This window comes from Corynebacterium suedekumii, from assembly GCF_030252185.1.
In the GTDB taxonomy this organism is placed as follows: Bacteria; Actinomycetota; Actinomycetes; order Mycobacteriales; family Mycobacteriaceae; genus Corynebacterium; species Corynebacterium suedekumii.
This window is the reverse complement of the sequence record NZ_CP126970.1, coordinates 796,983-823,202: the sequence shown is the minus strand read 5'-3', so window position 1 is coordinate 823,202 and position 26,220 is coordinate 796,983. Positions and strand designations below refer to the sequence as shown.

Genomic DNA, 26,220 nt, shown 5'->3' with positions numbered 1-26,220 from the left:
GGACGGTGCGGTTTTCCACAGGTATTCGAACATTCGTGCAGGTGGGGAAAACTGCCCACAGGGTTATCCACAGGGTGTGGGAAAGTTGGGACACATAAACTTCGTCACACTTTCCACAGAATGTTTCACACCCTGTGGATAACTTTTCCCCCACAGTCCCCGGGAATCACACGGCGACGACGAGCGCGCAGGCGATGGCCAGCAGGACGAGGACGCCACCCCAGCGCACCTCGCGGCGGGGCTGGAAGACCAGCATCATCATGAGCAGGCCGCACAACAGACCTCCGAGGTGGCCCCAGAGGGAGACGTTGGCGGCGAGGAAGGTGTAGGCGACGTTGACGGCGATGAGGGCCAGCGGGGCACGCAGATCACCACCGCGCAGGCGGTTGACGCCGACGAGCAGCACCATGAGGGCGAAGACCACGCCGGATGCGCCGGCGGTGGGGGTGTCATAGTCCAGCCACAGGACCGCGGCCGATGCGCCGATCCCGCCGGTGAGGAACACGGCTGCGTACAGGGCCGTTCCCAGGTGACGTTCGATCTCCCGGCCGATGAGCGCGAGCATGATGCAGTTGATGGCCAGGTGGCCGGCGTCGATGTGGAGGAACACGGGCCCGACCCCCGGAAAGTAGACACGGGGGATGTGATCAGGAAGCAGATCTCAGCGTAACAGGACATTGCTCCTCAAACACTGCTGGAGCGAGATACCCGCACCAGGAATGCCGACGCGTGGTGTTGTAGCGGGTACACCAGCGGAAAACAACTCGCCGGCACTGCAACTGATTGGCAAACGTCTTTGCGTCCTGGAGGACCTCACGCTTCAACGCGGCGTTGAAGGACTCCGCCAGGGCGTTATCAGCGCTGCTGCCGATCGCGCCCATCGACTGCCGGATCCCCAGCTGCGTACACGTGTCCTGGAACGCATGGGAAGTGTAGACACTGCCATGGTCCGAGTGAAAAATTGCGTCGTCGAGACTTCCGCGCTGGCCCTTGGCCATCACCAGGGCGTCCTGGACCAGGGAAGAACGCATGTGATCGGCAATCGCGAAGCCGACCAGCCGGCGGGAGAAACAGTCGATGACCGTGGCCAGGTACATATTCGACCCGTCCGCGATCGGCAGGTACGTGATATCGCCGACGTAGACCTGGTTCGGTGCCGGGGCGGTGAACCTCCGGCCGACGAGATCCGGAAACACCGGCTTCCTCCCATCCGAGACAGTCGTGGTGACCTTGCGTTTCTTGGAGTAGCCAACCAGTTGCAACGAGCGCATGATCCGGGCGACTTTCTTGTGATTGACCGGACTGCCGGGCGAGTCGTCGTTGAGTTGCGCCGTGATGCGTTTGGAGCCGTAGCAGCCGCGTTCTGCGGCGAACACGGCCTTGACCCGTGCGCCGAGGATCGCGTCGCTGAGCAGGCGTTGTGTCCTGGCGGAGGAGGTGTTTCTCCATTTGTAATACGAGGACCGGTTGAGTTTCAGAACCTCACATAACCGCTTGACCGAATGGCTGTTCTTGGCGTCGTCAACGAACTGGAAGCGGATCACCAGGTCGTCTCTTCCGCAAAATATTTCGCGGCCTTGCGCAGGATGTCGCGCTCTTCCTTCAGTCGGGCGTTTTCCCGTTCCAGCTGGCGGATACGTTCGGCATCGGTCACCGATGTCGGGGTCTGCGAGGCGGCCTCGGTGCTGGTGGTGGTGCGGGCGCCGGTGCCGTATTTGCGGACCCAGATCTGGAGGGTGTTGCGGTTGACGCCGAGTTCGGTGGCGAGGGCGTTGATCGATACGCCGGGGGAATTCTCGTAGAGGGCGACCGCGTCGTGGCGGAATTCCTCGGTGTAGGTCTTGCTGGGCATGGTGGCAGGTTACCTTTCTTCCCCGGCAGAAAGCCGGGTTGTCGGGTGTCTACCAAACAGGGGTCAGGTCCCACCGCACCGAGGGCGCGGAACCAGTCGAGTCCGTCGGTGGACACGTACGGCCCCCACAGCAGCCACGACTCGGCGAGGGAGGAGCCGGCGATGCTGTTGCGGATCGAGCCGGACTGGGCGGCGGTGATGATCCACACCACGACGGCCGCCAGGGTGGCCAGGGTGGTCACCGGGACGTCGTGGTACCAACGGCGCAGGGTGTCCAACGGTGACTCCTGGGGTACGGGGAGAGAAGGAGGGTGGGGACAGGAAACGACCCGCGCGACGTCGATAAGCAGACGCGGCGCGGGTCGGACCTGGAGGGACTTACTCGGAGATGGTGACGGACTCGATCATCACCGGATCGTTCGGGCGATCCATGCGGTCGGTCGGGGTCTTCGCGATCTCGTCGACGACCTTCTGGGAGGCCGCGTCGGTGACCTCACCGAAGATGGTGTGCGCGTTGTTGAGGTGCGGGGTCGGGCCGACGGTGATGAAGAACTGGGAACCGTTGGTGCCCGGGCCGGCGTTCGCCATGGCCAGGAGGTAGGCGCGGTCGAAGCGCAGCTCCGGGTGGAACTCGTCGGCGAACATGTAGCCGGGGCCGCCACGGCCGGTGCCGGTCGGGTCGCCGCCCTGGATCATGAACCCGTCGATGACGCGGTGGAAGACGGAACCGTCGTAGAACGGGCCCGACTTCTCTCCGGCGGCGTTCTCGGTCTTGTACTCCTTGGTGCCCTGGGCCAGGCCGACGAAGTTCTCGACGGTGGCCGGGGCGTGGTTGCCGAACAGCTCGATGACGATGTCACCGCGGTTGGTGTGCAGAGTGGCAGTTGCGGTCTTGTTGGTCATGCGAGCCATCCTAACGGATCAGGCCCGGTACCCGCGGGAAGCGGATACCGGGCCCGGCCAGATCACGTGCGACTAGACCTTGCCGGCCAGGGACTCGACGACGAGGTCACGGGCCAGGACCATGTTGCGCAGGGCCGGCTCCACCTCGGCGTAACCGCGGGTCTTCAGGCCGCAGTCGGGGTTGACCCACAGGCGTTCGGTGGGCACGTTGACCAGGGCGGCCTTGATGAGCTCGGAGAGCTCGGCGACGTCCGGGACGCGCGGGGAGTGGATGTCCCAGATGCCCGGGCCGATCTCGGAGTGGAAGGACTCGTCGAGGTCGGTGAGCAGTTCCATGCGGGAGCGGGCGGCCTCGATGGAGGTGACGTCGGCGTCGAGGGCGGCGACGGCGTCGATGATCTGGCCGAACTCGGAGTAGCAGAGGTGGGTGTGGATCTGGGTGGCGGGCTTGGCGTCGAGGGCGACGAGGCGGAAGGAGCGCACGGCCCAGTCGAGGTAGGCGGGGCGGGCGTCCTCGCGCAGCGGGAGCAGTTCGCGCAGGGCGGGCTCGTCGATCTGGATGATGTCGATGCCGGCGGCCTCGAGGTCGGCGACCTCGTCGGCCAGGGCGAGGGCGATCTGGTCGGCGGAGACGGACTTCGGGACGTCATCGCGGGTGAAGGACCAGGCGAGGATGGTCACCGGGCCGGTGAGCATGCCCTTGACGTGGCGCTCGGACAGGGACTGGGCGTACTTTGCCCACTCGACGGTCATGGCCTCGGGGCGGGAGACGTCGCCGACGACGATGGAGGGGCGGGTGCAGCGGGAGCCGTAGGACTGGACCCAGCCGTGTTCGGTGGTGACGAAGCCGTCGAGGAGCTCGGCGAAGTACTGGACCATGTCGTTGCGCTCGGGCTCGCCGTGGACGAGGACGTCGATGCCGAGGCGTTCCTGCAGCTCGATGACCTGGCGGACCTCGTCCTTGAGGGCCTCGGTGTACTGGTCGTCGGTGAGGGTGCCGGCGCGGTGGTCGGCGCGGGCCTTGCGGATCTCCGGGGTCTGCGGGAAGGAGCCGATGGTGGTGGTGGGCAGGGTGGGCAGGCCGAGGGACTTCTGCACCTCGACGCGCTCGGCGAACTCCGGGGAGCGGGCGACCTGGCCGTCGGGCAGGGCGGCGACGCGGTCCTGGACGTCCCTGTTGTGGGTGCGGGCCGATTCGCGGCGGGTGCGCACGGCGCGGTCGGAGCGGGCGAAGGCGTCGGCGGCGTCGACGGTGTCACCGCCGACGGCGGTGGCCAGGGCCTGGGCCTCGGTGATCTTCTCGTCGGCGAAGGAGAGCCAGCCGGCGACGTCGACCGGTAGGTTGGTTTCCACGGCGACGGTGTGCGGCACGTGCTGCAGGGACACCGAGGAGCTGACGGCGAGCTTGTCGACGCCGCCCTTCCGCAGCGTCTCCAGCACCTCGAGACGTTCGCGCAGGTCGGCGGCCCAGATGTTGCGGCCGTCGATGACACCGGCGGCGAGGGTGATGTCGGTGCCGGCGACGGCGGCCGCCACGCGCTGCGGGTACTCCGGGTCGGCGGTGAGGGTGACCGGGGCCAGGTCGACCTGGAGGGCCTCCGGGTTGGCGGAGATGACGGCGTCGAGGCCCTGGCGCAGGGAACCGTAGGGGGTGGACAGCAGGACCTGCGGGCGGTCGACCTCGGCGAGCAGCGCGCCGTAGGCGATGGCGGCGTCGGCGGCCAGGTCGGCGTCGGAGGCGACGGTGAGGTCGGCGGTCAGGGCCGGCTCGATGATCTGGACCCACTCGACTCCGGCCTCGGCCAGGGCGGCGAGGACCTCGGTGTAGGCGGCGATGAGGTCGGTGAGGCGGGCCAGCGGGGAGAAGTCGGCGGCGGCGTCCTCGGTGGGCTTGGACAGGGCCAGCAGGGTGACCGGGCCGACGAGGAAGGGACGGACCACGTGGCCGGCGGCCTTGGCCTCGTCGACGATGTCGAGGATGCGCTGCGGGCGCGGGGTGATGACGGTGTCGTCGGAGACCTCGGGCACGAGGTAGTGGTAGTTGGTGTCGAACCACTTGGTCATCTCCAGCGGGGCGCGCTCGGCGTTACCGCGGGCCAGGGCGAAGTACTCGGTGAGGTCGATGTCGGCGGCCTCGCCGCCGATGAGGCCGACGGTGACGGCGGTCTCCAGCACCTGGTCGTAGAGGGCGACGTCGGCGGGGATGGCGTAGTCCTGGTCCAGGCCCAGGTCACGGAGGCGGGCGTAGTTGTCCAGGCGGATGGAGTGTGCCGCGGAGGTGAAGGCGGCCTCGTCGATGCGACCGGCCCAGAAGGACTCGAGGGCCTTCTTCAGTTCGCGGTTGGCGCCGACGCGCGGGTAGCCCTCGATGGTGAAGGTGGGAAACGGTGCGGAGGAGACGGGAGACATGGGGTGGAGCCTTTCCTGGGGATTCACGGAGATTCTTTGGGTTTTAGGGGCTGATCAGGCATGCCGGACTCGCCGTGTCACCCGCGGTGGCGGGTGCACGAGGTGTCAGGTGAGGGTGTTCCGGCCGGTCCGGCGGGGCTGGGGACAGCCCGCCTGGCGGGTTTAGCCGGAGGGCCGGGGGTCGATGCCGATCCGCTGGAGCAGTTCGGTCGTGGTGTCGGGCCGGTTGAAGGTGTAGACGTGCAGGCCTCCGGCGCCGGCCGCCAGCACGGTCCGCGCGAGGTCCACGGTGAGGTCGAGCCCGGCCTCGTATTCGCCCTCCGGGCCGGCCGCCTCCAACCGCCTGATCAGACGGTCGGGGACGGTCAGTCCGGAGAGCTGGCCCATTCGGCGCAACCTCGCCAGCGAGGTCATGGGCATGATGCCCGGAATGAGCGGTATGCGTACACCGGCCAACCGGGCGCGTTCGAGGAAGCGGAGGTAGTCCTCGGCGTCGAAGAACAGCTGGGTGATGGCGAAGTCGGCGCCGCAGCGCTGCTTGGCCAGTAGCACGTCGATGTCCTCGTCCGGGGTGGCGGATTCGGCGTGGCCGCTCGGGTAGGCGGCGACACCGAGGGCGAGACGGCCGGCGCCGAAGCGGGCGGCCTGATCGCCCTCGATCTCCCGGATCAGGCGCAGCAGGGCGTCGGCGTGCGGGAGGTAGCCGGCGGGCATCGCGGTCTGGCCCTCGGCGAAGTCGCCGCGCAGGGCGAGGAAGCCGCGGACACCGGCGTCCATGAGCCGGTCGATCCAGCCGATCAGTTCCTCGCGGGTGCCGGCGGTGCAGGCCAGGTGCGCCAAGGTGCGCATCCGGGTGGTGGCGGTGATGCGGGCGATGAACTCGGCGGTGCCCTCCAGCCAGCCGGAGTTCCGGGAGCTGGTGACGGAGACGTAGTCGGGGTTGTAGGACTCGAGCGTGGCCAGCAGCTCGTCGACCAGGGACTGGTCGGCGTCGTGGCGCGGGGGCATGACCTCGAAGGACAGGGCGGTGCGCTGGGGGATGACCCGGCCGGTGACGGCGGGCTCGGTGCCGGGCTGGTCAAGGGTGTCCAGCGGAGCGGAGGCCGAGAAGCGGGTGTGGGCCCGGTGGCGGGGTGCGGTGCGGTTCATCGGCTCTCCTTTCTCGCTGGTGGTGCCCGGTATCTGGGACGTTGTCGTGAATGTAGCAAGGCGGGGGAAGCCCCCGGGAGAGTCTTTTATTGATAATACGTGTTATTAAGGGCGTGAACTGGCGGTATAGGCCGGCGATCGGGTGAATAAAATTAGTCGGATCGGGTCGGAAAATCGTCGAAAATGAACCAAGCTGTCCATTCCCAATAGTGTTATCTGACCTGCGAATAGGCGGCCGGAACCCCGCTCCCACAGGTACTTTCAAAGGTGCTGGTGCACAGGTGGGCGTAGGGCCACGAACAACCCATTCTACGTCGACTGACCGGCATCATGGCCCAGCTTGCGTACCGCTCGGGCCGTCTCGGAACCCGCCGAACGATCACCGCGACGGTCGGTGACCATCGTCTCCCGGCCTTTCCTCGATCACTGCATCGCCGCCATACCCCGGGCGTTCGGTGACGGCGATCTTCCTACTTCCCCATCCTGTTGTCGGCGGTACTGAAATGGTACCGTTTTGTCATGGGAATTAATGTCCGTCTGACCCCGGAAGAAGATCGACAGCTCACAGACCTGGCATCGGCGGCCGGCAGTTCCAAGCAGCAAATCATCACCGGTTTGATCAGAAAGCAGTGGGAGAGCAACCAGGCATGTCAGGTGGCCGCCCGGGAGTTGGACGATATTCTGGCTGCCCGTGGTGGTCTGATGGAACGTCTCAAAGACGCATGACGGATCCCAGAGATCTGTTTCGGCTGGATGTTCTGCGCCCCTGGCTTGAGGACCACGAGTTCCATTCCCGGGATTGGGGACTGTTGGCCTCAGCTTCGGATAGGCCGTGGGTGACGTTCGCCGGTCGAGAGCTCTACCCGGATGTCTGGCACAAGGCGGGAGCACTGCTCGACAGCATCGAATCCGGCCACCCGTTGCTGGACGGCAACAGACGTCTCGGAGTCCTGCTGGTCTCACTGATGCTCCGGGCACATGGGGTTGATGACCAGAGCATTTCCGATGACCAGTGGTGTGATCTGGTGGTGGACGTCGCCGCGGACCACCCGGATGTGGACACGATCGCAGCAAAGCTCCGTGAGTTGGCCACACCGTCACCACGTGATCGTCAATGAACGGACATCGCCCGCAGCACCCGTCGCTGACGCAGGCTTGTCGGACTCCGGCGGCAGACCTGCGTTCGCCGCTACTCTGGAGGCCAGAACTGACCACATCACCAGAGGAGTCACCATGAACCCCGCAACCCTGAAGATGGCCCTCAACACGGCCATCGCCATCCGCGAGCGTGTGAAGGACTACCGCGAGGAGAAGGCCCGCGAGGCCTACGACCTGCTCTCCGACGCCGCCAGCAACGTCGACGTCGATGACCTGAAGAAGCGTTCCTCCGCTCTGCTCGATGACTCCCGCAAGGAAGCCGGTAATGTCACCCAGGCCGCGCGCGCCCGCCTGGAGAAGGCCCTCGACGAGTTCGATTCCCGCCGCGGCGAGGTGGAGAAGAAGACCGGCAAGCAGCTGAAGAAGGCACGCCGTAACCTGCCGGCCAACCGTCGTAAGGCGGCGAAGCGCCGCAAGGGCCTCGGTGTCGCCGGCGTCCTCGCCCTGCTCGCCTCCCTCGCGGCGGCCGCGTACTACTGGTTCGTCCAGCGTCCGAAGCAGCAGCCGGGCACCACCCCGCCGCGCGTCCAGGACTTCACGGGCAGCCCGGACGAGACCGTGGAGAAGATCGAGTCCACCCTCGTCTACTCCACCACCACCCCGACCGACGGCGCCGCCGGCCCGCTGGCCGAGGATCCGGCCGAGCGCGACGAGGAGCTGCTGGGCAACCTCGATGAGCAGCTGCAGAAGCACCGCTCCGCCGCCCTCGACGAGGCCGGTGTGGAGGAGGACGAGGAGTCTCTCCCCAGACCGAGAGCGTCGACGAGCTCACCGACCCGGACGTCACCCCGGAGCTGGCTGAGGACGACGACAAGAAGGCTTGAGCCTCACCCCGCTTATCGACGCCGCGCGGCACCGGACCCCACGTCCGGTGCCGCGTTCGCCGTTCCCCCACTACACTCGCGCAAGTCAGCCCGCGAGGAAAGGATCAACCCATGCCGAAGAGCGCCCTAATCATCAGTACCTACGACGATCTCACCTTCCGCTTCCCCGCCCAGTCCGAGGAGAAGGACGTCAACGGCCTGCCGGAGGTGAACTACGTCGAGCGGATCCGCGCCGTCCTCGAATCCGAGGACCCTGACGCCGCTTTCGAGGCCGAGGACCTCGACGGTGAGCAGCGCTCCGTCGCGGCGAAGGACATCGCCGGCTACGAACTCGAGGAGATCGAGCCCGCGGACGGACAGTAGGGTCAGCAGACCTGTTCGTGGGACCGGTGTCCGGGGTACTCCAGCTGGATCGTGGAGTGCTCGACACCGAAGGCCCGCAGCCTCCCCTGCGCCCGGTCGAGGACGCCGCAGCTCGGCAGGTGGTCATCGGCGACGACGAGGTGGCACGTGGCCAACGGGGTGATGCCGTCGGTGGACCAGATGTGCAGGTCGTGCACGCCGACCACCCCGGGCAACCCCTCCAGGGCGTCCTGTACCTCCTGCGTGTCCACGCCCCGCGGCACCCGCTCCAGCAGCACCTCCGCCGAATGCCACAGCAGACTCAATGACCGGGGCAGCACGAGCGCCACGATGACCAGTGACGCAACCGTGTCCGCCGCCTGCCACCCCGTGTAGCGGATGACCAGGCCCGCGACGATGACGGCCACCGAGCCGAGCAGATCCGCCATGACGTGCAGGAACGCCCCGCGGACATTGAGGCTGTCCCCCTGCTTCCGCGACAGCACCCACGCGGAGACCGCGTTCGCCACCAGACCGATCGCCGCGACGATGAGCATGAGCGTCGTGTCGATGTCATGGTCCCCGTGCCCCGCGATCCGCCCCACCGCCTGAATGACGATCCAGATGACCACCGCCGTCACCGTCACCGCGTTGACCAGCGCCGCGATCACCTCCGCCCGGCGGTACCCGTAGGTGGCGCGTGACGACGCCGCCCGCTGCCCCACCACCGACGCCACCAGCGCGATGATCAGCCCCGCCGCATCGGAGAGCATGTGCATCGCATCCGAGAGCAGCGCCAGCGACCCGGACACCAGGCCGGCAATGAGCTCCGCGAGGAACACCGTCGCCGTGATGGCGAAGGCGATACCGAGCGCGCCCGTAGCCCCAGCCCCAGACACGTGCGAGTGTCCGTGACCGTGGTGGTGATGGTGATGGCCGCCCATGCCCTGAGCGTAACCCCGTTCCCGTTAAATGAAAAGCAGTTGAAAACAGGGCCTCACGAAGACCCGGGAATCAGCACCAGCGTCTGACACCAGCCGGCCCATTTCGACGCGACCTGGGAAAACACCATGGCGATGTCAGTCAGGACTGCTGGTGTCGTGGGTGGCGAGATCGCACAAGGACCACCCTCCATTCCTGGCGGGTGGTCCTCACATGCGGTCTTAGCTGTGGAGCATAGGAGAATCGAACTCCTGACCTTCTGCTTGCAAAGCAGATGCTCTACCAATTGAGCTAATGCCCCATGTTCCTGGTGGGCCTAGCAAGAATCGAACTTGCGACCTCATCGTTATCAGCGATGCGCTCTAACCGACTGAGCTATAGGCCCTGGGAACGAAAAGTAACATTACCCAGTGGGTCTGCGTAATAACAAATCGCCTGGTCACACGCTATAAATGCGGTGATCCAGACGATCGTGTCACGGGGTGCGCTACTCCAGATCGGCTTGCTCGTGGAGGCTGATCTGCAGGCCGCCGAAGAGGTCGACGATGGCGTTGTAGATCACGGCGGACAGGGGGGCCAGGATGGTGGTGAGGATGGCCATGATGGCGCCCAGGAGGGCGGCGACGGAGATGACCATGCCGAAGGTGATGGACTGGTCACCGCCGATGTCGCCGATCAGGGAGTTGACCTGGTCCCAGATGCCGGCGGCGCTCATGCCGATGTAGAGCAGGGCGACCATGAGCAGCCAGGCGACCAGGCCGACCAGGGACATGGCCAGTCCGACGCGGAAGGCGGACAGTGGCGAGATCCTGGTCATTGCGACGTCACGTGAGGTCATGTCCTACTCCTCGTAGTCGGCCGGGTCGTCGAGCGACTGGATGCCCTCGTCCTGGATGTCGGTCTCGGCGTCGGCATTCCCGGACTCGGCGGCCTTCTTGGCGCGCTCGGCGGGACCGTCGGTCTCACCCTTGGCCACGGCCTCGGCCTCTTCCTCGCCCTGTCCCTCGACGTTCTTGTCGATGGCCAGCAGCTCGACTCCGTCCTCGAGGTTGACCAGGCGCACGCCCATGGTCGCACGGGACGACGGGCGGATCTGGTTGACCTCGGTGCGGATGACGCCGCCGGTGGAGGTGATGGCGAAGATCTCGTCGTCCTCCTCGACGGCGAGGGCGCCGATGAGGCGGCCGCGCTTGGGGGTGTACTTGAAGGTGACCACGCCGAGGCCGCCGCGGCCCTGGGTGGAGTACTCGCTCAGGGGGGTGCGCTTGCCGTAGCCGCCGGAGGTGGCCACGAGGAGGTAGTCGCCGTCGCGGACGACGCACATGGCGAGCAGCTGGTCGTCGCCACGGAAGCGCATGCCCTTGACGCCGGCGGTGGCACGGCCCATGGGGCGCAGCTGGTCGTCGTCCGAGGTGAAGCGGATCGACTGGCCCTGCTCGGAGACGAGCAGCAGCTCGTCCTCGTCGCCGCAGAGGGCGGCGCCGATGAGGCGGTCACCCTCGTTGAGGTTGATGGCGATGAGGCCGGCGGAGCGGGCGGACTCGTAGTCGGTCAGGCGGGACTTCTTCACCCGGCCGTGGGCGGTGGCCAGGACCAGGTAGGGGGCGTCCTCGTAGGACTGGAGCTGGATGACCTGGGCGATGCGCTCCTCCGGCTGGAACTCCAGCAGGTTGGCCACGTGCTGACCGCGGGCCGTGCGGGAGGCTTCGGGCAGTTCGTAGGCCTTGAGGCGGTAGACGCGGCCGAAGTTGGTGAAGAAGAGGATCCAGTCGTGGGTGGAGGCGACGAAGAAGTGGCGGACCACGTCGTCCTGCTTGAGCTCGGCACCACGGACGCCCTTGCCGCCGCGGCGCTGCGACTTGTAGGCGTCGACCTTGGTGCGCTTGGCGTAGCCGGTCGAGGTGATGGTGACCACGACGTTCTCACGGGCGATGAGGTCTTCCTCGGAGACGTCGCCGGTGGCGGCGATGATCTGGGTGCGTCGCTCGTCGCCGTACCTGTTGACGATCTCCTCGAGCTCGTCGTGAACGATCGCGCGCTGACGTTCCGGCTTGGCCAGGATGTCCTTGAGGTCGGCGATGATGCGCTCGACCTCGGCGAGTTCATCGACGATCTTCTGGCGCTCGAGTGCGGCGAGGCGGCGCAGCTGCATGGCGAGGATGTGGTCGGCCTGGGTCTCGTCGACGTCGAGAAGCTCCATGAGGCCGGTTCGGGCCTCGTCCACCGTCGGGGAGCGGCGGATCAGGGCAATGACTTCGTCGAGCATGTCGAGGGCCTTGACCAGGCCACGGAGGATGTGGGCGCGCTCCTCCTTCTCGTCGAGGCGGAACTGGGTGCGCCGGATGATGACCTCGATCTGGTGCGCCACGTAGTAGCGCAGCATCTGGTCCAGGCGCAGGGTGCGCGGCACGCCGTCGACGATGGAGAGCATGTTGGCACCGAAGTTGGTCTGCAGCTGCGAGTGCTTGAACAGGTTGTTCAGGACCACGCGCGGCACGGCGTCACGCTTGAGGGTGACCACGATGCGCAGACCCACACGGTCGGAGGACTCGTCCTCGATCTTGGAGATGCCCGCCAGCTTGCCCGAGGCGACCTGCTCCGCGATGTTGGCGATGAGGTTGTCCGGGTTGACCTGGAACGGCAGCTCCGTGATGACGATCGTCTGGCGGTTGTTGTTCTCCTCGATGGCGGTGACACCGCGCATGCGGATCGAGCCACGGCCGGTGGTGTAGGCGTCCTTGATGCCCGAGTCACCGACGATGAGGCCGGCGGTGGGGAAATCGGGGCCCTTGACAAAGGACATGCACGCCTCGAGCGCCTCCTTCTCGTCGGCGTCGAAGTTCTCCAGCAGCCAGTAGATGGCTTCCGCCAGTTCGCCCAGGTTGTGCGGCGGGATGTTGGTGGCCATGCCGACGGCGATGCCGCCGGAGCCGTTCATGAGCAGGTTGGGCACGCGCGAGGGCAGGACGTCCGGTTCCTGGGTCTTGCCGTCGTAGTTCGGGGAGAAGTCGACGGTGTTCTCGCGGATGTCGCGGACCATCTCCATGGCCAGCGGCGACATCTTGCACTCGGTGTAACGCATGGCGGCGGGGCCGTCGTTGCCGCGGGAACCGAAGTTGCCCTGGCCATCAACCAGCGGGTAGCGCATGTTCCACGGCTGGGCCAGACGCACGAGGGTGTCGTAGATGGCGGTGTCGCCGTGGGGGTGGAACTGGCCCATCGTGTCGGAGACCGGGCGGGCCGACTTCACGTAGCCGCGCTCCGGGCGGTAGCCGGAGTCGAACATCGCGTACATGATGCGGCGGTGGACGGGCTTCATGCCGTCACGGACCTCGGGCAGCGCACGACCGACGATGACGGACATCGCGTAGTCGATGTAGCTGGTCTGCATCTCCTCATTGATGTCGATGGGGAGAATCCGGTCGAAGAGAGTCTCTCCTCCGGTGTTGTCGTCGCTCATTGTCACCTTATTCGTTCGGGGGGTTCAGACCCGTCCATTCTACTCTCCCGCAGCCTCTCTGAGGCCTTCTGCGACGCTTGTCGACGTCGCGATGGTACCACAATGCCACCATCTCACCGTCCACGTGCCATCATGGTGGACATGGCCATGACTCTGCGACTGACCGCCGAACAGGACCGCGCCCTCACCCTCCTCGCCCAGGCGCAGGGGTCGAGCAAGCAGGAGGCGGCCGTGCGCGCCATCGTCGCCGCCGCCTCCCGACTGGTCGCCGACGCCGCCGTCGCCGAACTCGCCCGGGACGTCATCCCGGGCCGGGCCGCCCTGGAGGCGCGTATCCGACAGGCCCGGCCGTGACCCCGGAACAGCTCCTGCGGGTGGCCGAGGAGTTCTGCGCCGTCCACCGGGTCCGGGTGCGCAGTTTCGGGGCTCTCGTCGGCGCCGCGGCGGTGGCCACGGCACGGATCGAGGGCATCCCCGTCCACGCCGACGAGGCCGCGGCGGGCCGGGCACTCGCCGAATCGGTCGTGCGGCTGGCCCCGTTGACCGCCCGGAACGAGGAGTTCGCGGAGGTCGCCCGCGAGGTGTTCCGGCGGCTGCACACCTGAATCCCGAATCGGTTGGCGGCGATCGGAGGGGATGTGTAAAGTCAGTGAACGTTGTGGCTGCAGTCAATCAGAGTGACTCAATGTAACTGGTGTGACTGCGGCGGAAGAGCCGCAACGGCAGCGATCTCCGTCGTTGTTCCCACAGGGGCCCCATCCCTCGGTGAGTTCAACAATGGTGATCGCTTTCTGCTTAAGCTGGACCCCACCAGCCCGTCCTCCCGCCCCGAAAGGCCGTACCGATGTCTGACCTCTCCCAGCTGCTCACCGATGAGAAGCGCCCCGCCGTCACCGCGGACCTGGCCACCTTCGCGGAGGACACCGTCGCGGCCCAGAAGGGCATCACCGGTGCCGCCGTCAAGGCCGCCGTGGGCACCGCGAAGAAGCTCGACTCGGACATCGTGACCAAGGGCGTCAACCGCATGCTCCCGGAGATCCTCGGCGACCTGCAGCCGCACTGGACCGCCTTCACCGCGGACCCCTCGGCCGACTTCGGCAACTTCCTCGCCGGCCGCAGCGACCAGGTCGTCGACGCCCTCATGGCCGTCGCCGACCGCAACGCCGAGCAGATCAACGTCCCCGCCCTGGCCAAGGCGTACAACGCCCTGCGCGGCAAGGGCGCCGGCATCATCGAACCCACCATCCCGGAGCTCGGCCGCATCCTCCAGCGCCACATGAACTGATGCCGCAGGGCACGTTCCGGCTCGCCGCATTCAGCGATCTCCACCTGGGGAAGAAGAAGGGGCCCGGCCTCGACTGGGCCCGATCCGCGTGTGCCGGCGCCGCCACCCGGGGAGCGGACGTCCTCGTCTGCCTCGGCGACCTGGTGGACAAGAAGAAGGGTGGGCCCGGCGACATCGAGGACGCCATCGCCCTGTTCCGCTTCATCACCGAAGACCTGGGCCTGCCGCTGATCCACGTGTGGGGCAACCACGACGTCGGCGCCGGCATCGTCGACACCTTCCCCGCCCTCGACGGCGTGTACCGCCCGGACGGTGCGGAGATCGCCGCGATCACCGTCCCGGGAGTCCCGGCCGTCTTCCACGCCGCCAACGTCATCGCCGACCCGGACCCTCGTGAGGTCGTCTCCCACTTCCCCACCGCCGCCGGCCCGGGCCACGTCGGTCTGCTCCACAGCGAGGTCGAGGGCCAGTACACGAAGAACCCGTGCCTGCCGACCACCGTCGACGCCCTGCTCAGCCACCGCTACGACACCTGGCTGCTCGGCCACGTCCACCAACCCGTCACGCTGCACGAGGCCCCCTTCATCGGGTGGGTCGGCATGGCCTCGATGCTCGAGCTCGACCTTCCGGCGGCGCGACACGCCACCCCATAACGAGGGTATGTAAACTTTCAACCCTTACTTGAGGGTTGAGTCTTTGGCGATTCCGCAGGGCTGGTGCTCGTCCCGATCCTCGGTGTCGCCGGTGTCATCGCACTGCTGACCGGTGGTTCCACCGGCTCATCCGGCTCCTCGGGTGTCGTCGACGCCGAAGAGGAACCGGCTCCCGCCCCGGCACCGGCTCCTGCACCCGCGCCCGCCCCCGCGACACCAGCACCGGCTCCGGGACAGGCGACCACCCCGATCCATGACGGACAGGGTGGACCGGGTACCGCACAGAACCAGGCACAGACCCATGGTCAGGCACAGGATCAGGACTAGCTGGCCAACACCGGTGTCAGCGGCGTCATGTACGTCCTGCTCGCCGGACTCATCGCCGCGACCGTCGGCGCGGTGCTCCTACTCGTGCGCCGCCGCTCAAGCTAGAACGGCCCACAAGCGGAGTCCGCGACCCGTTCCCTCGGTGAGGGGACGGGTCGCGGTGTGTCCGGGGCGTCGAAAAGCGAACTAGACGTCGAGGAAGCGGACGTCCTTCGCCTTGCGGGTGATGAAGGAGCGGCGGGCCGCGACGTCATCGCCCATGAGGATGGAGAACAGCTCGTCGGCGCGCTGCGCGTCGTGGAGGTCGACGCGGCGCAGCAGGCGGGTGTGCGGGTCGAGGGTGGTCTCCCACAGTTCGGACGGGTTCATCTCGCCGAGGCCCTTGTAGCGCTGAATGCCGTCGTCGGTGTTGATCTTGCGGCCGGCGGCCAGGCCCTCGGCGAGCTCCTTGTCGCGCTCGTCGTCGGAGTAGGCGTAACCGGGCTCCCCGCCCCGCCACTTCAGCTTGTACAGCGGCGGGTTGGCCAGGTAGACGTGGCCCTCCTCGATGAGCTGCGGCATGAAACGGAACAGCAGGGTCAGCAGCAGGGTGGCGATGTGCTGGCCGTCGACGTCGGCGTCGGCCATGAGGACGATCTTGTGGTAACGCAGCTTCGACAGGTCGAATTCCTCGTTGATGCCGGTGCCCAGTGCGGTGATGATGGCCTGGACCTCGGCGTTCTTGAGCACCTTGTCCAGACGGGCCTTCTCCACGTTGAGGATCTTGCCGCGCAGCGGGAGGATCGCCTGGTACATGGAGTCACGGCCAGCCTTGGCGGAGCCACCGGCCGAGTCACCCTCGACGATGTAGAGCTCGGAGGCGCTCGGGTCCTTGGAACGGCAGTCGGCGAGCTTGCCGGGCAGACCGCCGAGGTCGGTGGCGGACTTGCGGCGCACCAGCTCACGGGCCTTGCGGGCGGCGATGCGGGCCTGGGAGGAGGAGACGGCCTTGCTGACGATGGCCTTGGCCTCCGCCGGGTTGGCCTCCAGCCAGTGGCCGACGTGCTCGTTGACCATGCGCTGGACGAAGGAACGGATCTCCGTGTTGCCCAGCTTCGTCTTGGTCTGGCCCTCGAACTGCGGGTCGCCGACGCGGACGGCGACGACGGCGGCGAGGCCCTCACGGCAGTCCTCACCGGTGACGTTCGGGTCCTTGTCCTTGATGAGCTTGTGGTCGCGGGCGTACTTGTTCACCAGCGAGGTCAGGGAGGAACGAAAACCCTCCTCGTGGGTGCCACCCTCGTGGGTGTTGATGGTGTTGGCGAAGGTGTGGACGGACTCCTTGTAGGCGGAGTTCCACTGCATGGCGATCTCGACCTCGTGGTCCTCGCCCTTGGCCTCGAACCCGACGATGGAGGGGTGGATGACCGTCTTGCCCTTGTTCAGGTGGTTGACGTAGTCGACCAGGCCCTGCGGGTAGTGGTAGACGGCCTTCTTCTCGCGCTTCTTCGGCGGCTTCGGCGCCTCACCGGCGGAGGCCTCCTCGACCTCGGTGTCGTCGAAGGACGGGCCGTCGAGGGACTGGGCGGTGTCACCCTCCTCGGCGAGTGCCTCGAGCTCGAGCTCCTCCTCGGTGACCCGCTCGTCCTTGAGGGTGATGGTCAGGCCCTTGTTGAGGAAGGCCATCTCCTGGAGGCGACGCGCGATGGTGTCGTAGTCGAACTTCGTGGTCTCGAAGATCTCGGCGTCCGGCCAGAACCGGATGGTGGTGCCGGTGCCGCGGGCGTTGCCGCCCTCGACGAGGTCCTCGGGCACGGAGGCGTTGAAGTTCTGCAGCCAGTGCTTGCCGTCGCGCTTGATGTCGGCCTCGACACGGGTGGACAGGGCGTTGACCACGGAGATACCGACACCGTGGAGACCACCGGAGACGGCGTAGGAGTCGGAGTCGAACTTGCCGCCGGCGTGCAGCTGGGTCATGACGACCTGGACGGTCGGAGCACCCGAGGGGTGCATCTCGACGGGGATGCCACGGCCGTCGTCGACGACCTGGACGCCACCGTCGGCGAGCAGCGTCACATCGACGCGGGTGGCCTCCCCGGCCATCGCCTCATCGACCGAGTTGTCCACGACCTCCCACACGAGGTGGTGCAGGCCACGGGCGCCGGTGGAGCCGATGTACATGCCCGGGCGCTTGCGGACGGCCTCGAGCCCCTCCAGAATGGTGATCGACGACGCGTCATAGTTGTGTTCAGCGGTAGCCACGTGAAACGGCACTCCTCGCTAGCAGGTAATTTCAGACCTCCCCAGTCTACACCCTGTGGGTGCCTACCAGTAACGGGCTCGCACGCGTCGGAAGGCCTTTCTCGCGCGTTTTTGACAGGGTTGCCCCGGACACTATCCGTAGGTGTCGCGCGGACCGCGGCCTTTGACGTGGAGCGGCCCCTTGCGCCAGCTCGGTGCCTTCGGCCCGAAGATCTTCAGCTCGGTGATGATGCCGGGGCCGACCTTTCCGGCGATGGCCTGCAGAATCTGCCGCTGCATCATCCGCAGGTTCGTCGCCCACGCCGTGGAGTCGCACGTGATGAACAGGGTCGTGTCCTTGATCATCTCCACCGTCGTGTGCTGCGCGATCTTCTCGCCGACCAGCTCATCCCAGTGCCCGTTGACCCAGCCGCCGGCCATGCCCTTCTCCCAGCCACGGCGCTGAATCTCGCCGCCGAGCAGGGCACCGAAGGTGTCCACGTCCAGGGGTCGACGTCGTCTGCGCCCGTCCGGCCCACTGGGGATTCCCCGCTTGGCGACGCCCCCCGTCCCCACCGCCTTCGTCCTCCTCGGCGAGGGCGTGCGCCCCACCGGCGGGAGTTGTCCGCCGTTGCGCTGTCGGGCCGCGGAGCGGAGTTTCTCGAAGGCCTCGTTGACCGGATCGTGGTTGTCAGTCATCGTCGCCGCCCTCCAGGACGCTGATGCGTCCCTGATCGGTGTCGGCGACGGTGATGGTGTGACGGGTCACGGCCTCACCGAGGTTGCCGGGCAGATCCCCGTCGACCGCGGCCGTGATGAGCACCTGCTCCGCATCCGCCGCCAACTCGACGAGCTTCTCCCGGCGGCGGGCGTCGAGCTCGGCGAAGACATCGTCGAGGATGAGCACCGGATCGGTCCCGTCGGAGCGCAGCAGCGAGAACTCCGCGAACCGCAGCGCGATGGCGAAAGACCACGTCTCCCCGTGGGAGGCGAACCCCTTGGCCGGCTGATCACCGAGTTCGAGGATGAGGTCATCACGGTGCGGGCCCACCAGGGACATGCCGCGCTCGATTTCCCGCTGTCGTTTCCGGGCGAGCTCGGCGAGCATCTCCGCCTCGAGGACCTCCGCCTCATCCGTGTCGGATTCGACGGTGCAGCGGTAGCTGACCTTCACCTTCCGCGACTCCGGGGCCAACCCGGAGTAGGCGTCGTCGATGTGCGGACCCAGCTCGGCGAGCAACCGGCGACGCGCGGCGATGACCTGCGCACCGAGGGCCGCCAGCTGCGCATCCCACACGTCGAGGGTGGCCAGGGCGCTGGCGCCGTCGGCGTCCTGGTAACCCCGGCGCAGGGAGCCGCCGGCCGACTTGAGCAGGGCGTTACGCTGACGCAGGACCTTGTCGTAGTCCGCCTTCACCCCGGCCAGCCGGGGTGTGCGGGTGGCGATGATGTCGTCGAGGTACCGGCGTCGCTCCGCCGGCTCGCCCCGCACCAGGGCCAGGTCCTCCGGGGCGAACAACACGGTGCGCACCACCCCGAGCAGCTCGCGCGGGGAGCCCAGCTTCGTGCGGTTGATCTGCGCCTGATTCGCGGCGTGCGGCTTGATGAGCAGGTGCGCCGTCAACTCCCGGCCCTGATTGACGGCTGTCGAGGAGATCCGGGCGCTCGTGGCACCGGCGCGCACCAGCGGCGCATCATGGGAGACCCGGTGCGAGGACAGGTGGGCGACATATCCGACGGCCTCGACGATGTTGGTCTTGCCGAAGCCGTTGCGTCCCACGAACAGGGTGATCCCCGGTTCCAGGGTCAGCGAGAGCTGCGGCCAGGACCGGAAATCACGCAGGTCGAGAGTCCTGATGTAGATGGTCGGTCACCTCCCGGACGCCGTGCGATCAGCCCGGCAGACGGACCGGCATGAGCAGGTACGTGAACTCCGTCTCGGGGGTGGGGAAGGTGCCGTCAGCGTCGGCCTCCGGCAGCTCCTCCGGCTCCGGGATGAGGATCGCCGGGCGGGAGGGCTCAGTGAATCCGAAGACGACCCGGTTGGTGTGGACGACACCCAGGCCGTCCCGCAGGTAGCCGGGGTTGAAGGCGATGGTCAGTTCGTCGCGGCCGACGAAGGCGCAGGGCAGGCGCTCCTCGGCGTGACCGGAGTCGGTGCCGCCGGCGGAGAGGATGACCTCCCCCTCGGAGAACTCCATCCGGATCTGCGCGTTGCGCTCGGTGACCAGGCTGACGCGGCGGATGGCCTCCTGGAGCGGGGCGATCTCGACCGAGGCCATGGAGGTGTGCGACTTCGGCAGCAGCGGCTGGATGTTCGGGAAGTCCGCGTCGAGCATGCGTGTCGTGGTCTCCCGGTTCTCGGTGTGGATGCCGAACAGTCCGGCGGCGCCGACCTGGTCGCCCGTGCCCACGGCGATCTCCACCGGATCCGACACATGGGAGTCGAGGGTGCGGGCGTTGTCCGAGAGGGTCTTCGCCGGGATGAGCAGCTTCGCGGACACGTCCGGGGAGGTCGGGTTCCACTCGCAGGTGCGCAGTGCCAGGCGGAAACGGTCGGTGGCGGCCAGGCGCAGGTTCGCGCCGTCGACCTCGATGTGCACGCCGGTGAGCATGGGCAGGGTGTCATCCTTGCCCGCGGCGGAGGCCACCTGGGTGACCGCCTCGGAGAACAGCCGCGGGTCGATGGTGCCGGTGACCTCGGGCAGAGCCGGGATCTGCGGGTAGTCATCCAGCGGGATGAGCGGCAGCTCGAACCGGGAGGAACCGCAGGCCAGCAGGGCCTTCGAGCCGTCGACCTTGAAGTCGACCGGCTTGTTCGGCAGCGTGTTGACGATCTCCGCGATGAGCTTGCCGGCCACCGCGATGCGACCGGGCTCAGCGACCTCGGCGGCGATGCGGACCCGGGTGGAGACCTCATAGTCGAATCCCGCGAACTCCAGTCCGGCGTCATCGGCCGTGATGAGCATGGCACGCAGGACGGGCTGGGTCACCTTGGTGGGCAGGCTTCTTGCCACCCAGGCGACGGCGTTGGCCAGGTCATCCCTGGCTACCCGGAATGACACTGCCTGTGACTCCATGCTTTGCGGTCTCCTCGAACATCGGGCGAATAACAAACACCAACGTACCTCATGGCGGGGGCAACCCGATGTCGGAGTTTGTCATTTGCCCCTCCGGGAGGTGACGGCCCGGAGGGGTGACGGTGACTTCTCCCCACATCCTCTTTCTTCTAGTTGAATTACAAGTTAAAAGATGGGAGTAACAGTAAGTCCTGTGCACTCTGTGGGAAACCACCTGAATCGACTGGTGGCATCGGCGATCCGTCCTGTGATTAGGGGTGTCGGATTCCTGTGGACAACATCGGCTGGCTGTGGACAATTCCGGGCGGCGCTGATTTCTCCACATTCTGTCATTCGTTGTTCCACCACCGCTCCACAGCGGAGGGTGAGTTGTGCACATGCCCGCTGACCACTGTGATCCGCCGTTATGTGACGCGAATCGCTGAATTACATCAGCGTAATTACACAGGTGTGGATAACCCTGGGGACAATCTTGCGCCCCCGGTGCCCCTCCCCCGGTGCCGCGACCGGGCACCCGTGCACAGTGGCAGCGACGTCTGACACCGGGCCGGTTTTCCGGTGTTTTTCGGCCCCGTGTCAGACGCTGGAGCTGATGCACTCGGGCTCACGCATCCAGACAGAGAACAACCCCGGCACCGCGAGGGCAGTACCGGGGTTGGAGACTGGGCGGGCAGGTCAGCCGCGACCGCGGTTCTTGATCAGCTGGGTCAGCTGCTGGATCTCGTCGTAGGTGTCCCGCTTCTCGGTCATCTCCTTGCGGATCTTCCGGTCGGCGTACATGACGGTCGTGTGGTCCTTGCCGCCGAACTGGGCGCCGATCTTGGGCAGGGAGAGATCGGTGAGCTCGCGGCACAGGTACATGGCCAGCTGGCGGGCGTGCGCCACGGCGCGGGTCTTGCCGGCCCCGGTGAGGGTGTCCATGGTGATGCCGAAGTACTCGGTGGTCACCTCCATGATCGTGTTGGCCGTGATCTTGATGTCCGCAGCGTCGGGGAGGATGTCGCGGAGGGCGACCTCGGCCATCTCCTGGTTGATCGGCTCGTTGATGAGCGAGGAGTAGGCGGAGACGCGGATGAGCGCGCCCTCGAGCTCGCGGATGGAGGACTCGAACCGGGAGGCGATGAGCTCCAGGACGGTGCGGTCGACGTGGGTGCCGTCGGCCTGGGCCTTCTTCTCCAGGATGGCGATGCGGGTCTCCAGGTCCGGGGGCTGGATGTCGGTGATGAGGCCGCCCTCGAAGCGGGTGCGCAGCCGGTCCTCCAGGGTGGTCAGCTGCTTCGGCGGGCGGTCGGAGGACAGGATGATCTGCTTGTCCGCCTGGTGGAGGGCGTTGAAGGTGTGGAAGAACTCCTCCTGGGTGCCTTCCTTGCCCTCGAGGAACTGGATGTCGTCGACCATGAGGATGTCGAGGTTGCGGTAGCGCCGCTTGAACGTCTCCTGGCGGTCATCGCGCACCGAGTTGATGTAGTCGTTGGTGAATTCCTCACTGGAGACGTACTTGACCCGCAGTCCGGGCTGCAGCACCTGGGCGTAGTTGCCGGCGGCGTGGAGGAGGTGTGTCTTGCCGAGGCCGGAGCCGCCCCAGATGAACAGGGGGTTGTAGGCGCGGGCGGGGTTCTCGGCGACGGCGACGGCGGCACCGTTGGCGAAGCGGTTGGAGGAGCCGATGACGAAGTTCTCGAAGGTGTATTTCGGGTTGAGTGACTTGTCCCGGTTGGGGTCGTGGGCCGGCTTCTCGCGGTGGAGGCGCTGGCTCTGGTGGTAGACGGGTGCGGCGGGTTCCGGGGCGGTGACCGGCGTCTGTGCAGGTGCAGGTACCGGGGTCTCCACGGGCTGGTCGACCCATGCGTGGGTGGTGGTCCAGCCGGTGTCCTGCGGGGCGGGCTGCTCGACCGGTGCCGGAGCCGGGGGTTCGGGAGTGGCGGGCGTGGCGGGGACAGCCGGGATCGCCTCGGGCTCGACGCTGACCGCGAGACTGCACGGGCGGCCGGTGCGTTCGGAGAGGACCTTGACGATGTGGTCGCCGAAGACGTCCTCGATGACCTCCTTGGCCATCGCGTGCGGGGTGGCCAGCAGGGCGTAGCCGTCGACCAGGACGATGGGTTGGGCCAGGCCGAGGAAGCCACGTTGCTGGTGGGTGAAGGCGGGGATGTCGGAGGCGGGGTCCTCCGAGCGGGCGAGGAGTTCGCCCTTGATGTCCTGCCAGGTGTGCGCCAGCGATGGCTGCTGATCCGCCACGTCGTCCTCGTTCCTCGGTTGTTACTTCTCGTGTGGGCGCGGGGTGCCCTGCCGGTCGTGCGGGTGGGTGAATGACAGACATGACCCGGGTGACGCCGTCCGTCGGAGGGTTGTGCACCGTGTCATTCACAGGCCTTCCCGGTGGGAATCATGGCCTCGACCTCGCCATCCACAATCTTGTCCACAGCTGTGGACAACGCCGACGATGAAACTTATCCACAGCCTAGTCGATGGGCTGTGGATAGTGACGTCGACCGCCGTTAAGGCTGTGACCTGCAGATTTCCCGTCAAGATGAGAAAGTCTCAACTTGAGATTGAAGGTTATCCACAGGCCTGTTGATTCACCGGCTGTGAGTTGTGCTGATTGCTCTATTGTTACCCGCCCGCCGGAAGCGTTGTCTAGCGACCCCGTCGTCACGTCCCCGGCTCGGCGCGGGCGACCGCGAAGGCGCGCTGGGCCGATGGCCAAAGTCCCCGGTGACCAGCCGATAATCTCATTGTTGTCATTTCAGGGGCACCCACGGGAACCCCCGGTTCGGCTCCGCGTGTCGATTTGTCCGCCATGGTTGCCGTCGCGTAGTCTGGCATGGTCTGTCACACCGTCGGGCAGGCCGATCACTCGGCCGCCGGCGGTTGTGTGTGAGAGCAGAGTCGGCACCGAATCCGGGCCGCGGCACCCTGGGCCTTTCCGGCCCCATCCAGCTGCGCGTCTGTGCGGGCCCTGCACGCCACGGACGGAAGAGCATTTTCCGTCGGGGGCATCTCGAACCGTCATGTTCATAGCTTCGGTCGGCCGATCCCGCTCGGTCACCGTGTTACACAGAGGAGTTTTACCGTGGCAAAGGGCAAGCGGACGTTCCAGCCGAACAACCGTCGTCGCGCGCGCGTGCACGGCTTCCGTACTCGCATGCGCACCCGCGCCGGTCGCGCAATCGTCTCGGCACGTCGTCGTAAGGGTCGCGCAAAGCTGACCGCGTAAAGGAGCACACCGACGGTGCTTCCGAAGCAGCACAAGTTCACCTCACCGGCCGAGTTCTCTCGGACGATCAAGCGTGGACGCCGCGCCGGATCCCGCACCGTCGTGGTCCATCTCCTGGACCGCTCCGGCACGCCCGACGCCGATATCGCCGTCACCGGCGGTCCGCGCGTCGGGCTCATCGTCTCCAAGGCCGTCGGGAACGCGGTGATCCGTCACCGCACGTCCCGGCGGCTTCGGCATGTCTGCGCCGCGCTTATCGACGCCCCCTCCCCCACCATCCCCCGCACCTGCGACGTGGTGATCCGGGCCCTGCCTGCGGCAGGGACGGCGTCGACAAGCGAGCTGACGCGGGACATCCGCAAGGCCCTGCGCAAGGTCGGGATTCCGGATGTGCGATGAGATGCCGGCCCCGCGGGGCCCGATGGCGAAAGCCCTCGTGGCGGCGGTGCGCTTCTACCAAAACTACATCTCCCCCCTTAAGATGGGGTCGACCTGCCGTTTCGAACCCACGTGCAGCGCCTACGCCCTGGAGTCGGTCGCCCGACACGGGGCGTTGCGCGGCACAGTCATGGCGATGGCGCGGCTGAGCAAGTGTGGTCCGTGGCACCCGGGCGGGTACGACCCCGTGCGGCCCGAGCGCCGACGCGACCTGACATCCACCAACCTCGAGGAGTTCTGACACACAGTGCTCAACTTCATTTACTGGCCGATCTCGGCCGTCCTGTGGTTCTGGCACAAGGTCTTCAGCTTTGTGCTCGACCCGGATTCCGGCGTCACCTGGGTGCTGTCGATCATCTTCCTGACCTTCACGGTCAAGGCGATCATGGTCAAACCCACCATCAACCAGCTGCGTTCCGGCCGCAAGATGCAGGAAATGCAGCCGAAGATGGCGGAGATCCGGTCGAAGTACAAGAACGACCAGCAGAAGATGATGGAGGAGACGCGCAAGCTCCAGAAGGAGGTCGGCGTCAACCCGGTCCTCGGCTGCCTGCCCGTCCTCATCCAGCTGCCCGTCTTCATCGGCCTGTTCCACGTCCTGCGCTCCTTCAACCGCACCGGTGAAGGCGTCGGCCAGCTGGGGCTGTCCATCGAGCAGAACTACAACACCCCGAACTACATCTTCTCCGTCGACGACGTGCAGTCCTTCCTCGACGCCACCCTCTTCGGCGTCCCGCTGTCGGCCTACATCTCCATGCCGGCCGACATGTACGCCGCGTTCCCCAAGGTGGACTTCACCCGCACCGACATCATGTTCGTGGCCATCCCGCTGGTCCTCATCATCGCCGTGGCCACCCACTTCAACGCCCGGATGTCCATCGACCGGCAGAAGGCCCGCCTGGCCTCCGGCAAGCAGGCCGCCCCCTCCGGCGACAACGCCGAGATGATGCAGACCCAGATGGCCATGATGAACAAGATGATGCTGTGGTTCATGCCGCTGACCATCCTGTTCACCGGTGTCCTCTGGCACATCGGCCTGCTGTTCTACATGGTCTCCAACAACATCTGGACCTTCTTCCAGCAGCGCATCGTCTTCGCCAAGATGGACGCCGAGGAAGAGGCCGAGGAGGAGGCCCGCCGCGCCCTCAAGCGCTCCACCGCCCCCGCCCCGGGCGCCCGCCGGGTGCAGAAGAAGAACAAGAAAAAGAAGAAGTAGACCACGAGGCACCGCAGCCACCGTTATCCCGCCCGCCGCGGGAGAAGCGGTGGCTGTCCCGATTCCGGGGCCGGGTACTCTCATGGGCATGAGTGAGATCCCCGCGCCACCGGAAGCCGCCGACGTCTTCGGCGACCGACTCCCCCTGGCCGAGGCCTACCATCGCTCCCTGGCCACCGACGGATCCACCCGCGGATTCATCGGCCCCCGAGAAGTACCACGACTGTGGGAACGCCACATCCTCAACTGCGCCGTCATCGGTGAGGCCATGGACCACGGCGCCGTGGTCGTCGACATCGGCTCCGGCGCGGGGCTGCCCGGCATCCCGCTCGCCCTGGCCCGCCCCGACCTCGACATCACCCTCATCGAGCCGCTGCTCAAGCGCTCGGTCTACCTCAGCGAGGTCGTCGAGCAGCTCGGCCTGGCCAACGTCACCGTCATCCGGGGCCGGGCCGAGGAGAAGGCGGTGCGCCGACAGGTGGGCACCGTGGACGTGGTCACCTCCCGCGCCGTCGCCCCGCTGGGCAAGCTCGCCGGCTGGTCGCTGCCCCTGGTGAAGGTCGGCGGACACATGATCGCCATGAAGGGTTCCTCGGTCACCGAGGAACTGCAGCGTGACGCCCGCGACATCACCCGCGCCGGCGGCGGGAAGGCTGAGATCCTCACCGTCGGAGCCGATCTGCTCAGCGAACCCACCACACTCATCCGTATCTCGCGGGTGCGGTGAGTGGGACGCACTAAGGTA

28 protein-coding genes and 2 tRNA genes are annotated in these 26,220 nt (G+C 66.8%); 15 read left to right on the top strand and 15 right to left on the bottom strand.

Annotation, left to right across the window (positions count from 1 at the left end; translation table 11 throughout):
• Positions 1 to 166: 166 nt before the first annotated feature.
• The 5 genes from QP029_RS04030 to QP029_RS04010 all read right to left on the bottom strand — a co-directional run bounded on the left by QP029_RS04030 (position 167) and on the right by QP029_RS04010 (position 6,313).
• On the bottom strand, positions 167 to 610 hold the full coding sequence (locus QP029_RS04030) for a rhomboid family intramembrane serine protease (protein WP_284875571.1): 444 nt from the start codon (positions 608 to 610) through the stop codon (positions 167 to 169).
• Positions 611 to 647: 37 nt separating this feature from the next.
• A protein-coding gene (locus QP029_RS04025; protein WP_284874050.1) for an IS3 family transposase occupies positions 648 to 1,852 on the bottom strand; the annotation gives its coding sequence in 2 pieces (ribosomal slippage) (positions 648 to 1,555 and positions 1,555 to 1,852; 1,206 coding nt in all).
• Between the two features lie 378 nt (positions 1,853 to 2,230).
• Positions 2,231 to 2,755, bottom strand: coding sequence for a peptidylprolyl isomerase (locus QP029_RS04020; protein ID WP_284875570.1), 525 nt, complete (start codon positions 2,753 to 2,755; stop codon positions 2,231 to 2,233).
• Positions 2,756 to 2,827: 72 nt separating this feature from the next.
• Complete coding sequence (gene metE / locus QP029_RS04015) at positions 2,828 to 5,164, bottom strand: 5-methyltetrahydropteroyltriglutamate--homocysteine S-methyltransferase (protein WP_284875569.1); 2,337 nt, start codon at positions 5,162 to 5,164, stop codon at positions 2,828 to 2,830.
• A gap of 162 nt (positions 5,165 to 5,326) precedes the next feature.
• Positions 5,327 to 6,313, bottom strand: coding sequence for a methylenetetrahydrofolate reductase (locus QP029_RS04010; RefSeq protein WP_432418701.1), 987 nt, complete (start codon positions 6,311 to 6,313; stop codon positions 5,327 to 5,329).
• Positions 6,314 to 6,832: 519 nt separating this feature from the next.
• Between QP029_RS04010 and QP029_RS04005 the strand changes: the two genes are divergently transcribed.
• The 4 genes from QP029_RS04005 to QP029_RS03990 all read left to right on the top strand — a co-directional run bounded on the left by QP029_RS04005 (position 6,833) and on the right by QP029_RS03990 (position 8,658).
• Positions 6,833 to 7,039 carry a CopG family transcriptional regulator gene (locus tag QP029_RS04005; RefSeq protein ID WP_284875568.1) on the top strand — a complete coding sequence of 69 codons (207 nt, stop codon included), beginning with the start codon at positions 6,833 to 6,835 and terminating at the stop codon, positions 7,037 to 7,039.
• Entirely contained in the window at positions 7,036 to 7,431 is a 396-nt protein-coding gene (locus tag QP029_RS04000; RefSeq protein ID WP_284875567.1) for a type II toxin-antitoxin system death-on-curing family toxin, read from the top strand. Before QP029_RS04005 ends, QP029_RS04000 begins: the two co-directional genes overlap by 4 nt.
• 115 nt (positions 7,432 to 7,546) lie before the next feature.
• Positions 7,547 to 8,425, top strand: a complete 879-nt coding sequence (locus QP029_RS03995; protein WP_284875566.1) for a hypothetical protein — start codon at positions 7,547 to 7,549, stop codon at positions 8,423 to 8,425.
• Entirely contained in the window at positions 8,407 to 8,658 is a 252-nt protein-coding gene (locus QP029_RS03990) for a hypothetical protein (RefSeq protein WP_284875565.1), read from the top strand. The genes QP029_RS03995 and QP029_RS03990 overlap by 19 nt, the downstream gene beginning before the upstream one ends.
• A 2-nt stretch (positions 8,659 to 8,660) precedes the next feature.
• On the opposite strand, the gene QP029_RS03985 is transcribed toward QP029_RS03990, so the two are convergent.
• From QP029_RS03985 to gyrA, 5 genes are all read right to left on the bottom strand, one after another.
• Entirely contained in the window at positions 8,661 to 9,581 is a 921-nt protein-coding gene (locus tag QP029_RS03985; protein ID WP_284875564.1) for a cation diffusion facilitator family transporter, read from the bottom strand.
• A gap of 226 nt (positions 9,582 to 9,807) precedes the next feature.
• Positions 9,808 to 9,880, bottom strand: a tRNA-Ala gene (locus QP029_RS03980).
• A gap of 7 nt (positions 9,881 to 9,887) precedes the next feature.
• Positions 9,888 to 9,964: transfer RNA gene (locus tag QP029_RS03975), tRNA-Ile, on the bottom strand.
• Between the two features lie 102 nt (positions 9,965 to 10,066).
• Positions 10,067 to 10,417, bottom strand: coding sequence for a DUF3566 domain-containing protein (locus QP029_RS03970; RefSeq protein ID WP_284875563.1), 351 nt, complete (start codon positions 10,415 to 10,417; stop codon positions 10,067 to 10,069).
• Positions 10,418 to 10,420: 3 nt separating this feature from the next.
• Positions 10,421 to 13,039, bottom strand: a complete 2,619-nt coding sequence (gyrA, locus tag QP029_RS03965) for a DNA gyrase subunit A (RefSeq protein WP_284875562.1) — start codon at positions 13,037 to 13,039, stop codon at positions 10,421 to 10,423.
• Positions 13,040 to 13,180: 141 nt separating this feature from the next.
• Here gyrA and QP029_RS03960 point away from each other — a divergent pair, with 141 nt between their 5' ends.
• From QP029_RS03960 to QP029_RS14260, 6 genes are all read left to right on the top strand, one after another.
• Complete coding sequence (locus QP029_RS03960) at positions 13,181 to 13,393, top strand: CopG family transcriptional regulator (RefSeq protein WP_284875561.1); 213 nt, start codon at positions 13,181 to 13,183, stop codon at positions 13,391 to 13,393.
• Positions 13,390 to 13,644, top strand: coding sequence for a hypothetical protein (locus tag QP029_RS03955; RefSeq protein ID WP_284875560.1), 255 nt, complete (start codon positions 13,390 to 13,392; stop codon positions 13,642 to 13,644). Before QP029_RS03960 ends, QP029_RS03955 begins: the two co-directional genes overlap by 4 nt.
• Before the next feature lie 239 nt (positions 13,645 to 13,883).
• Positions 13,884 to 14,324 carry a DUF6918 family protein gene (locus QP029_RS03950; protein WP_284875559.1) on the top strand — a complete coding sequence of 147 codons (441 nt, stop codon included), beginning with the start codon at positions 13,884 to 13,886 and terminating at the stop codon, positions 14,322 to 14,324.
• On the top strand, positions 14,324 to 14,977 hold the full coding sequence (locus QP029_RS03945) for a metallophosphoesterase family protein (protein ID WP_284875558.1): 654 nt from the start codon (positions 14,324 to 14,326) through the stop codon (positions 14,975 to 14,977). The genes QP029_RS03950 and QP029_RS03945 overlap by 1 nt, the downstream gene beginning before the upstream one ends.
• Positions 14,978 to 15,040: 63 nt before the next feature.
• Complete coding sequence (locus QP029_RS03940; RefSeq protein ID WP_284875557.1) at positions 15,041 to 15,304, top strand: hypothetical protein; 264 nt, start codon at positions 15,041 to 15,043, stop codon at positions 15,302 to 15,304.
• 27 nt (positions 15,305 to 15,331) lie between these two features.
• Positions 15,332 to 15,409, top strand: coding sequence for a hypothetical protein (locus QP029_RS14260; RefSeq protein WP_432418718.1), 78 nt, complete (start codon positions 15,332 to 15,334; stop codon positions 15,407 to 15,409).
• A gap of 81 nt (positions 15,410 to 15,490) precedes the next feature.
• Here QP029_RS14260 and gyrB read toward each other — a convergent pair whose 3' ends face one another.
• The 5 genes from gyrB to dnaA form a co-directional block, all read right to left on the bottom strand.
• Positions 15,491 to 17,545, bottom strand: coding sequence for a DNA topoisomerase (ATP-hydrolyzing) subunit B (gene gyrB, locus QP029_RS03935; RefSeq protein WP_284875556.1), 2,055 nt, complete (start codon positions 17,543 to 17,545; stop codon positions 15,491 to 15,493).
• 132 nt (positions 17,546 to 17,677) lie between these two features.
• Entirely contained in the window at positions 17,678 to 18,223 is a 546-nt protein-coding gene (locus QP029_RS03930; RefSeq protein ID WP_284875555.1) for a DciA family protein, read from the bottom strand.
• Positions 18,216 to 19,388: a DNA replication/repair protein RecF gene (gene recF / locus QP029_RS03925; protein WP_284876144.1), complete on the bottom strand. Its 1,173-nt coding sequence runs from the start codon at positions 19,386 to 19,388 to the stop codon at positions 18,216 to 18,218. Before recF ends, QP029_RS03930 begins: the two co-directional genes overlap by 8 nt.
• Before the next feature lie 28 nt (positions 19,389 to 19,416).
• Positions 19,417 to 20,604, bottom strand: coding sequence for a DNA polymerase III subunit beta (gene dnaN / locus QP029_RS03920; RefSeq protein WP_284875554.1), 1,188 nt, complete (start codon positions 20,602 to 20,604; stop codon positions 19,417 to 19,419).
• Between the two features lie 675 nt (positions 20,605 to 21,279).
• The gene (gene dnaA, locus QP029_RS03915) at positions 21,280 to 22,842 is read right to left on the bottom strand and encodes a chromosomal replication initiator protein DnaA (protein ID WP_284875553.1); all 1,563 of its coding nucleotides are present in this window, start codon (positions 22,840 to 22,842) and stop codon (positions 21,280 to 21,282) included.
• 835 nt (positions 22,843 to 23,677) lie between these two features.
• Here dnaA and rpmH point away from each other — a divergent pair.
• The 5 genes from rpmH (at position 23,678) to rsmG (ending at position 26,202) form a co-directional block, all read left to right on the top strand.
• Positions 23,678 to 23,821: a 50S ribosomal protein L34 gene (gene rpmH / locus QP029_RS03910; RefSeq protein ID WP_015402223.1), complete on the top strand. Its 144-nt coding sequence runs from the start codon at positions 23,678 to 23,680 to the stop codon at positions 23,819 to 23,821.
• 15 nt (positions 23,822 to 23,836) lie between these two features.
• Positions 23,837 to 24,220: a ribonuclease P protein component gene (gene rnpA, locus QP029_RS03905; RefSeq protein ID WP_284875552.1), complete on the top strand. Its 384-nt coding sequence runs from the start codon at positions 23,837 to 23,839 to the stop codon at positions 24,218 to 24,220.
• On the top strand, positions 24,210 to 24,500 hold the full coding sequence (gene yidD, locus QP029_RS03900) for a membrane protein insertion efficiency factor YidD (RefSeq protein ID WP_284875551.1): 291 nt from the start codon (positions 24,210 to 24,212) through the stop codon (positions 24,498 to 24,500). Before rnpA ends, yidD begins: the two co-directional genes overlap by 11 nt.
• A 6-nt stretch (positions 24,501 to 24,506) precedes the next feature.
• Positions 24,507 to 25,475 (top strand): membrane protein insertase YidC, encoded by a 969-nt coding sequence (gene yidC, locus QP029_RS03895; RefSeq protein WP_284875550.1) that lies wholly within the window; start codon positions 24,507 to 24,509, stop codon positions 25,473 to 25,475.
• A gap of 82 nt (positions 25,476 to 25,557) precedes the next feature.
• The gene (gene rsmG, locus QP029_RS03890; RefSeq protein WP_284876143.1) at positions 25,558 to 26,202 is read left to right on the top strand and encodes a 16S rRNA (guanine(527)-N(7))-methyltransferase RsmG; all 645 of its coding nucleotides are present in this window, start codon (positions 25,558 to 25,560) and stop codon (positions 26,200 to 26,202) included.
• Positions 26,203 to 26,220 lie beyond the last annotated feature (18 nt).

What these genes read in the sequence shown, in the direction of transcription:
- QP029_RS03950 (WP_284875559.1), top strand. Translation starts at nt 13,884, where the DNA reads ATGTCTGACCTCTCCCAGCTGCTCACCGATGAGAAGCGCCCCGCCGTC.
- metE (WP_284875569.1), bottom strand. Translation starts at nt 5,164, where the DNA reads ATGTCTCCCGTCTCCTCCGCACCGTTTCCCACCTTCACCATCGAGGGC.
- QP029_RS03945 (WP_284875558.1), top strand. Translation starts at nt 14,324, where the DNA reads ATGCCGCAGGGCACGTTCCGGCTCGCCGCATTCAGCGATCTCCACCTG.
- QP029_RS04005 (WP_284875568.1), top strand. Translation starts at nt 6,833, where the DNA reads ATGGGAATTAATGTCCGTCTGACCCCGGAAGAAGATCGACAGCTCACA.
- yidD (WP_284875551.1), top strand. Translation starts at nt 24,210, where the DNA reads ATGTGCGATGAGATGCCGGCCCCGCGGGGCCCGATGGCGAAAGCCCTC.
- QP029_RS03970 (WP_284875563.1), bottom strand. Translation starts at nt 10,417, where the DNA reads ATGACCTCACGTGACGTCGCAATGACCAGGATCTCGCCACTGTCCGCC.
- QP029_RS03985 (WP_284875564.1), bottom strand. Translation starts at nt 9,581, where the DNA reads ATGGGCGGCCATCACCATCACCACCACGGTCACGGACACTCGCACGTG.
- rsmG (WP_284876143.1), top strand. Translation starts at nt 25,558, where the DNA reads ATGGGCATGAGTGAGATCCCCGCGCCACCGGAAGCCGCCGACGTCTTC.
- QP029_RS04020 (WP_284875570.1), bottom strand. Translation starts at nt 2,755, where the DNA reads ATGACCAACAAGACCGCAACTGCCACTCTGCACACCAACCGCGGTGAC.
- QP029_RS03990 (WP_284875565.1), top strand. Translation starts at nt 8,407, where the DNA reads ATGCCGAAGAGCGCCCTAATCATCAGTACCTACGACGATCTCACCTTC.
- QP029_RS03930 (WP_284875555.1), bottom strand. Translation starts at nt 18,223, where the DNA reads ATGACTGACAACCACGATCCGGTCAACGAGGCCTTCGAGAAACTCCGC.
- QP029_RS04010 (WP_432418701.1), bottom strand. Translation starts at nt 6,313, where the DNA reads ATGAACCGCACCGCACCCCGCCACCGGGCCCACACCCGCTTCTCGGCC.
- QP029_RS03995 (WP_284875566.1), top strand. Translation starts at nt 7,547, where the DNA reads ATGAACCCCGCAACCCTGAAGATGGCCCTCAACACGGCCATCGCCATC.
- gyrA (WP_284875562.1), bottom strand. Translation starts at nt 13,039, where the DNA reads ATGAGCGACGACAACACCGGAGGAGAGACTCTCTTCGACCGGATTCTC.
- QP029_RS14260 (WP_432418718.1), top strand. Translation starts at nt 15,332, where the DNA reads ATGTACGTCCTGCTCGCCGGACTCATCGCCGCGACCGTCGGCGCGGTG.
- QP029_RS03960 (WP_284875561.1), top strand. Translation starts at nt 13,181, where the DNA reads ATGGCCATGACTCTGCGACTGACCGCCGAACAGGACCGCGCCCTCACC.
- dnaN (WP_284875554.1), bottom strand. Translation starts at nt 20,604, where the DNA reads ATGGAGTCACAGGCAGTGTCATTCCGGGTAGCCAGGGATGACCTGGCC.
- QP029_RS04000 (WP_284875567.1), top strand. Translation starts at nt 7,036, where the DNA reads ATGACGGATCCCAGAGATCTGTTTCGGCTGGATGTTCTGCGCCCCTGG.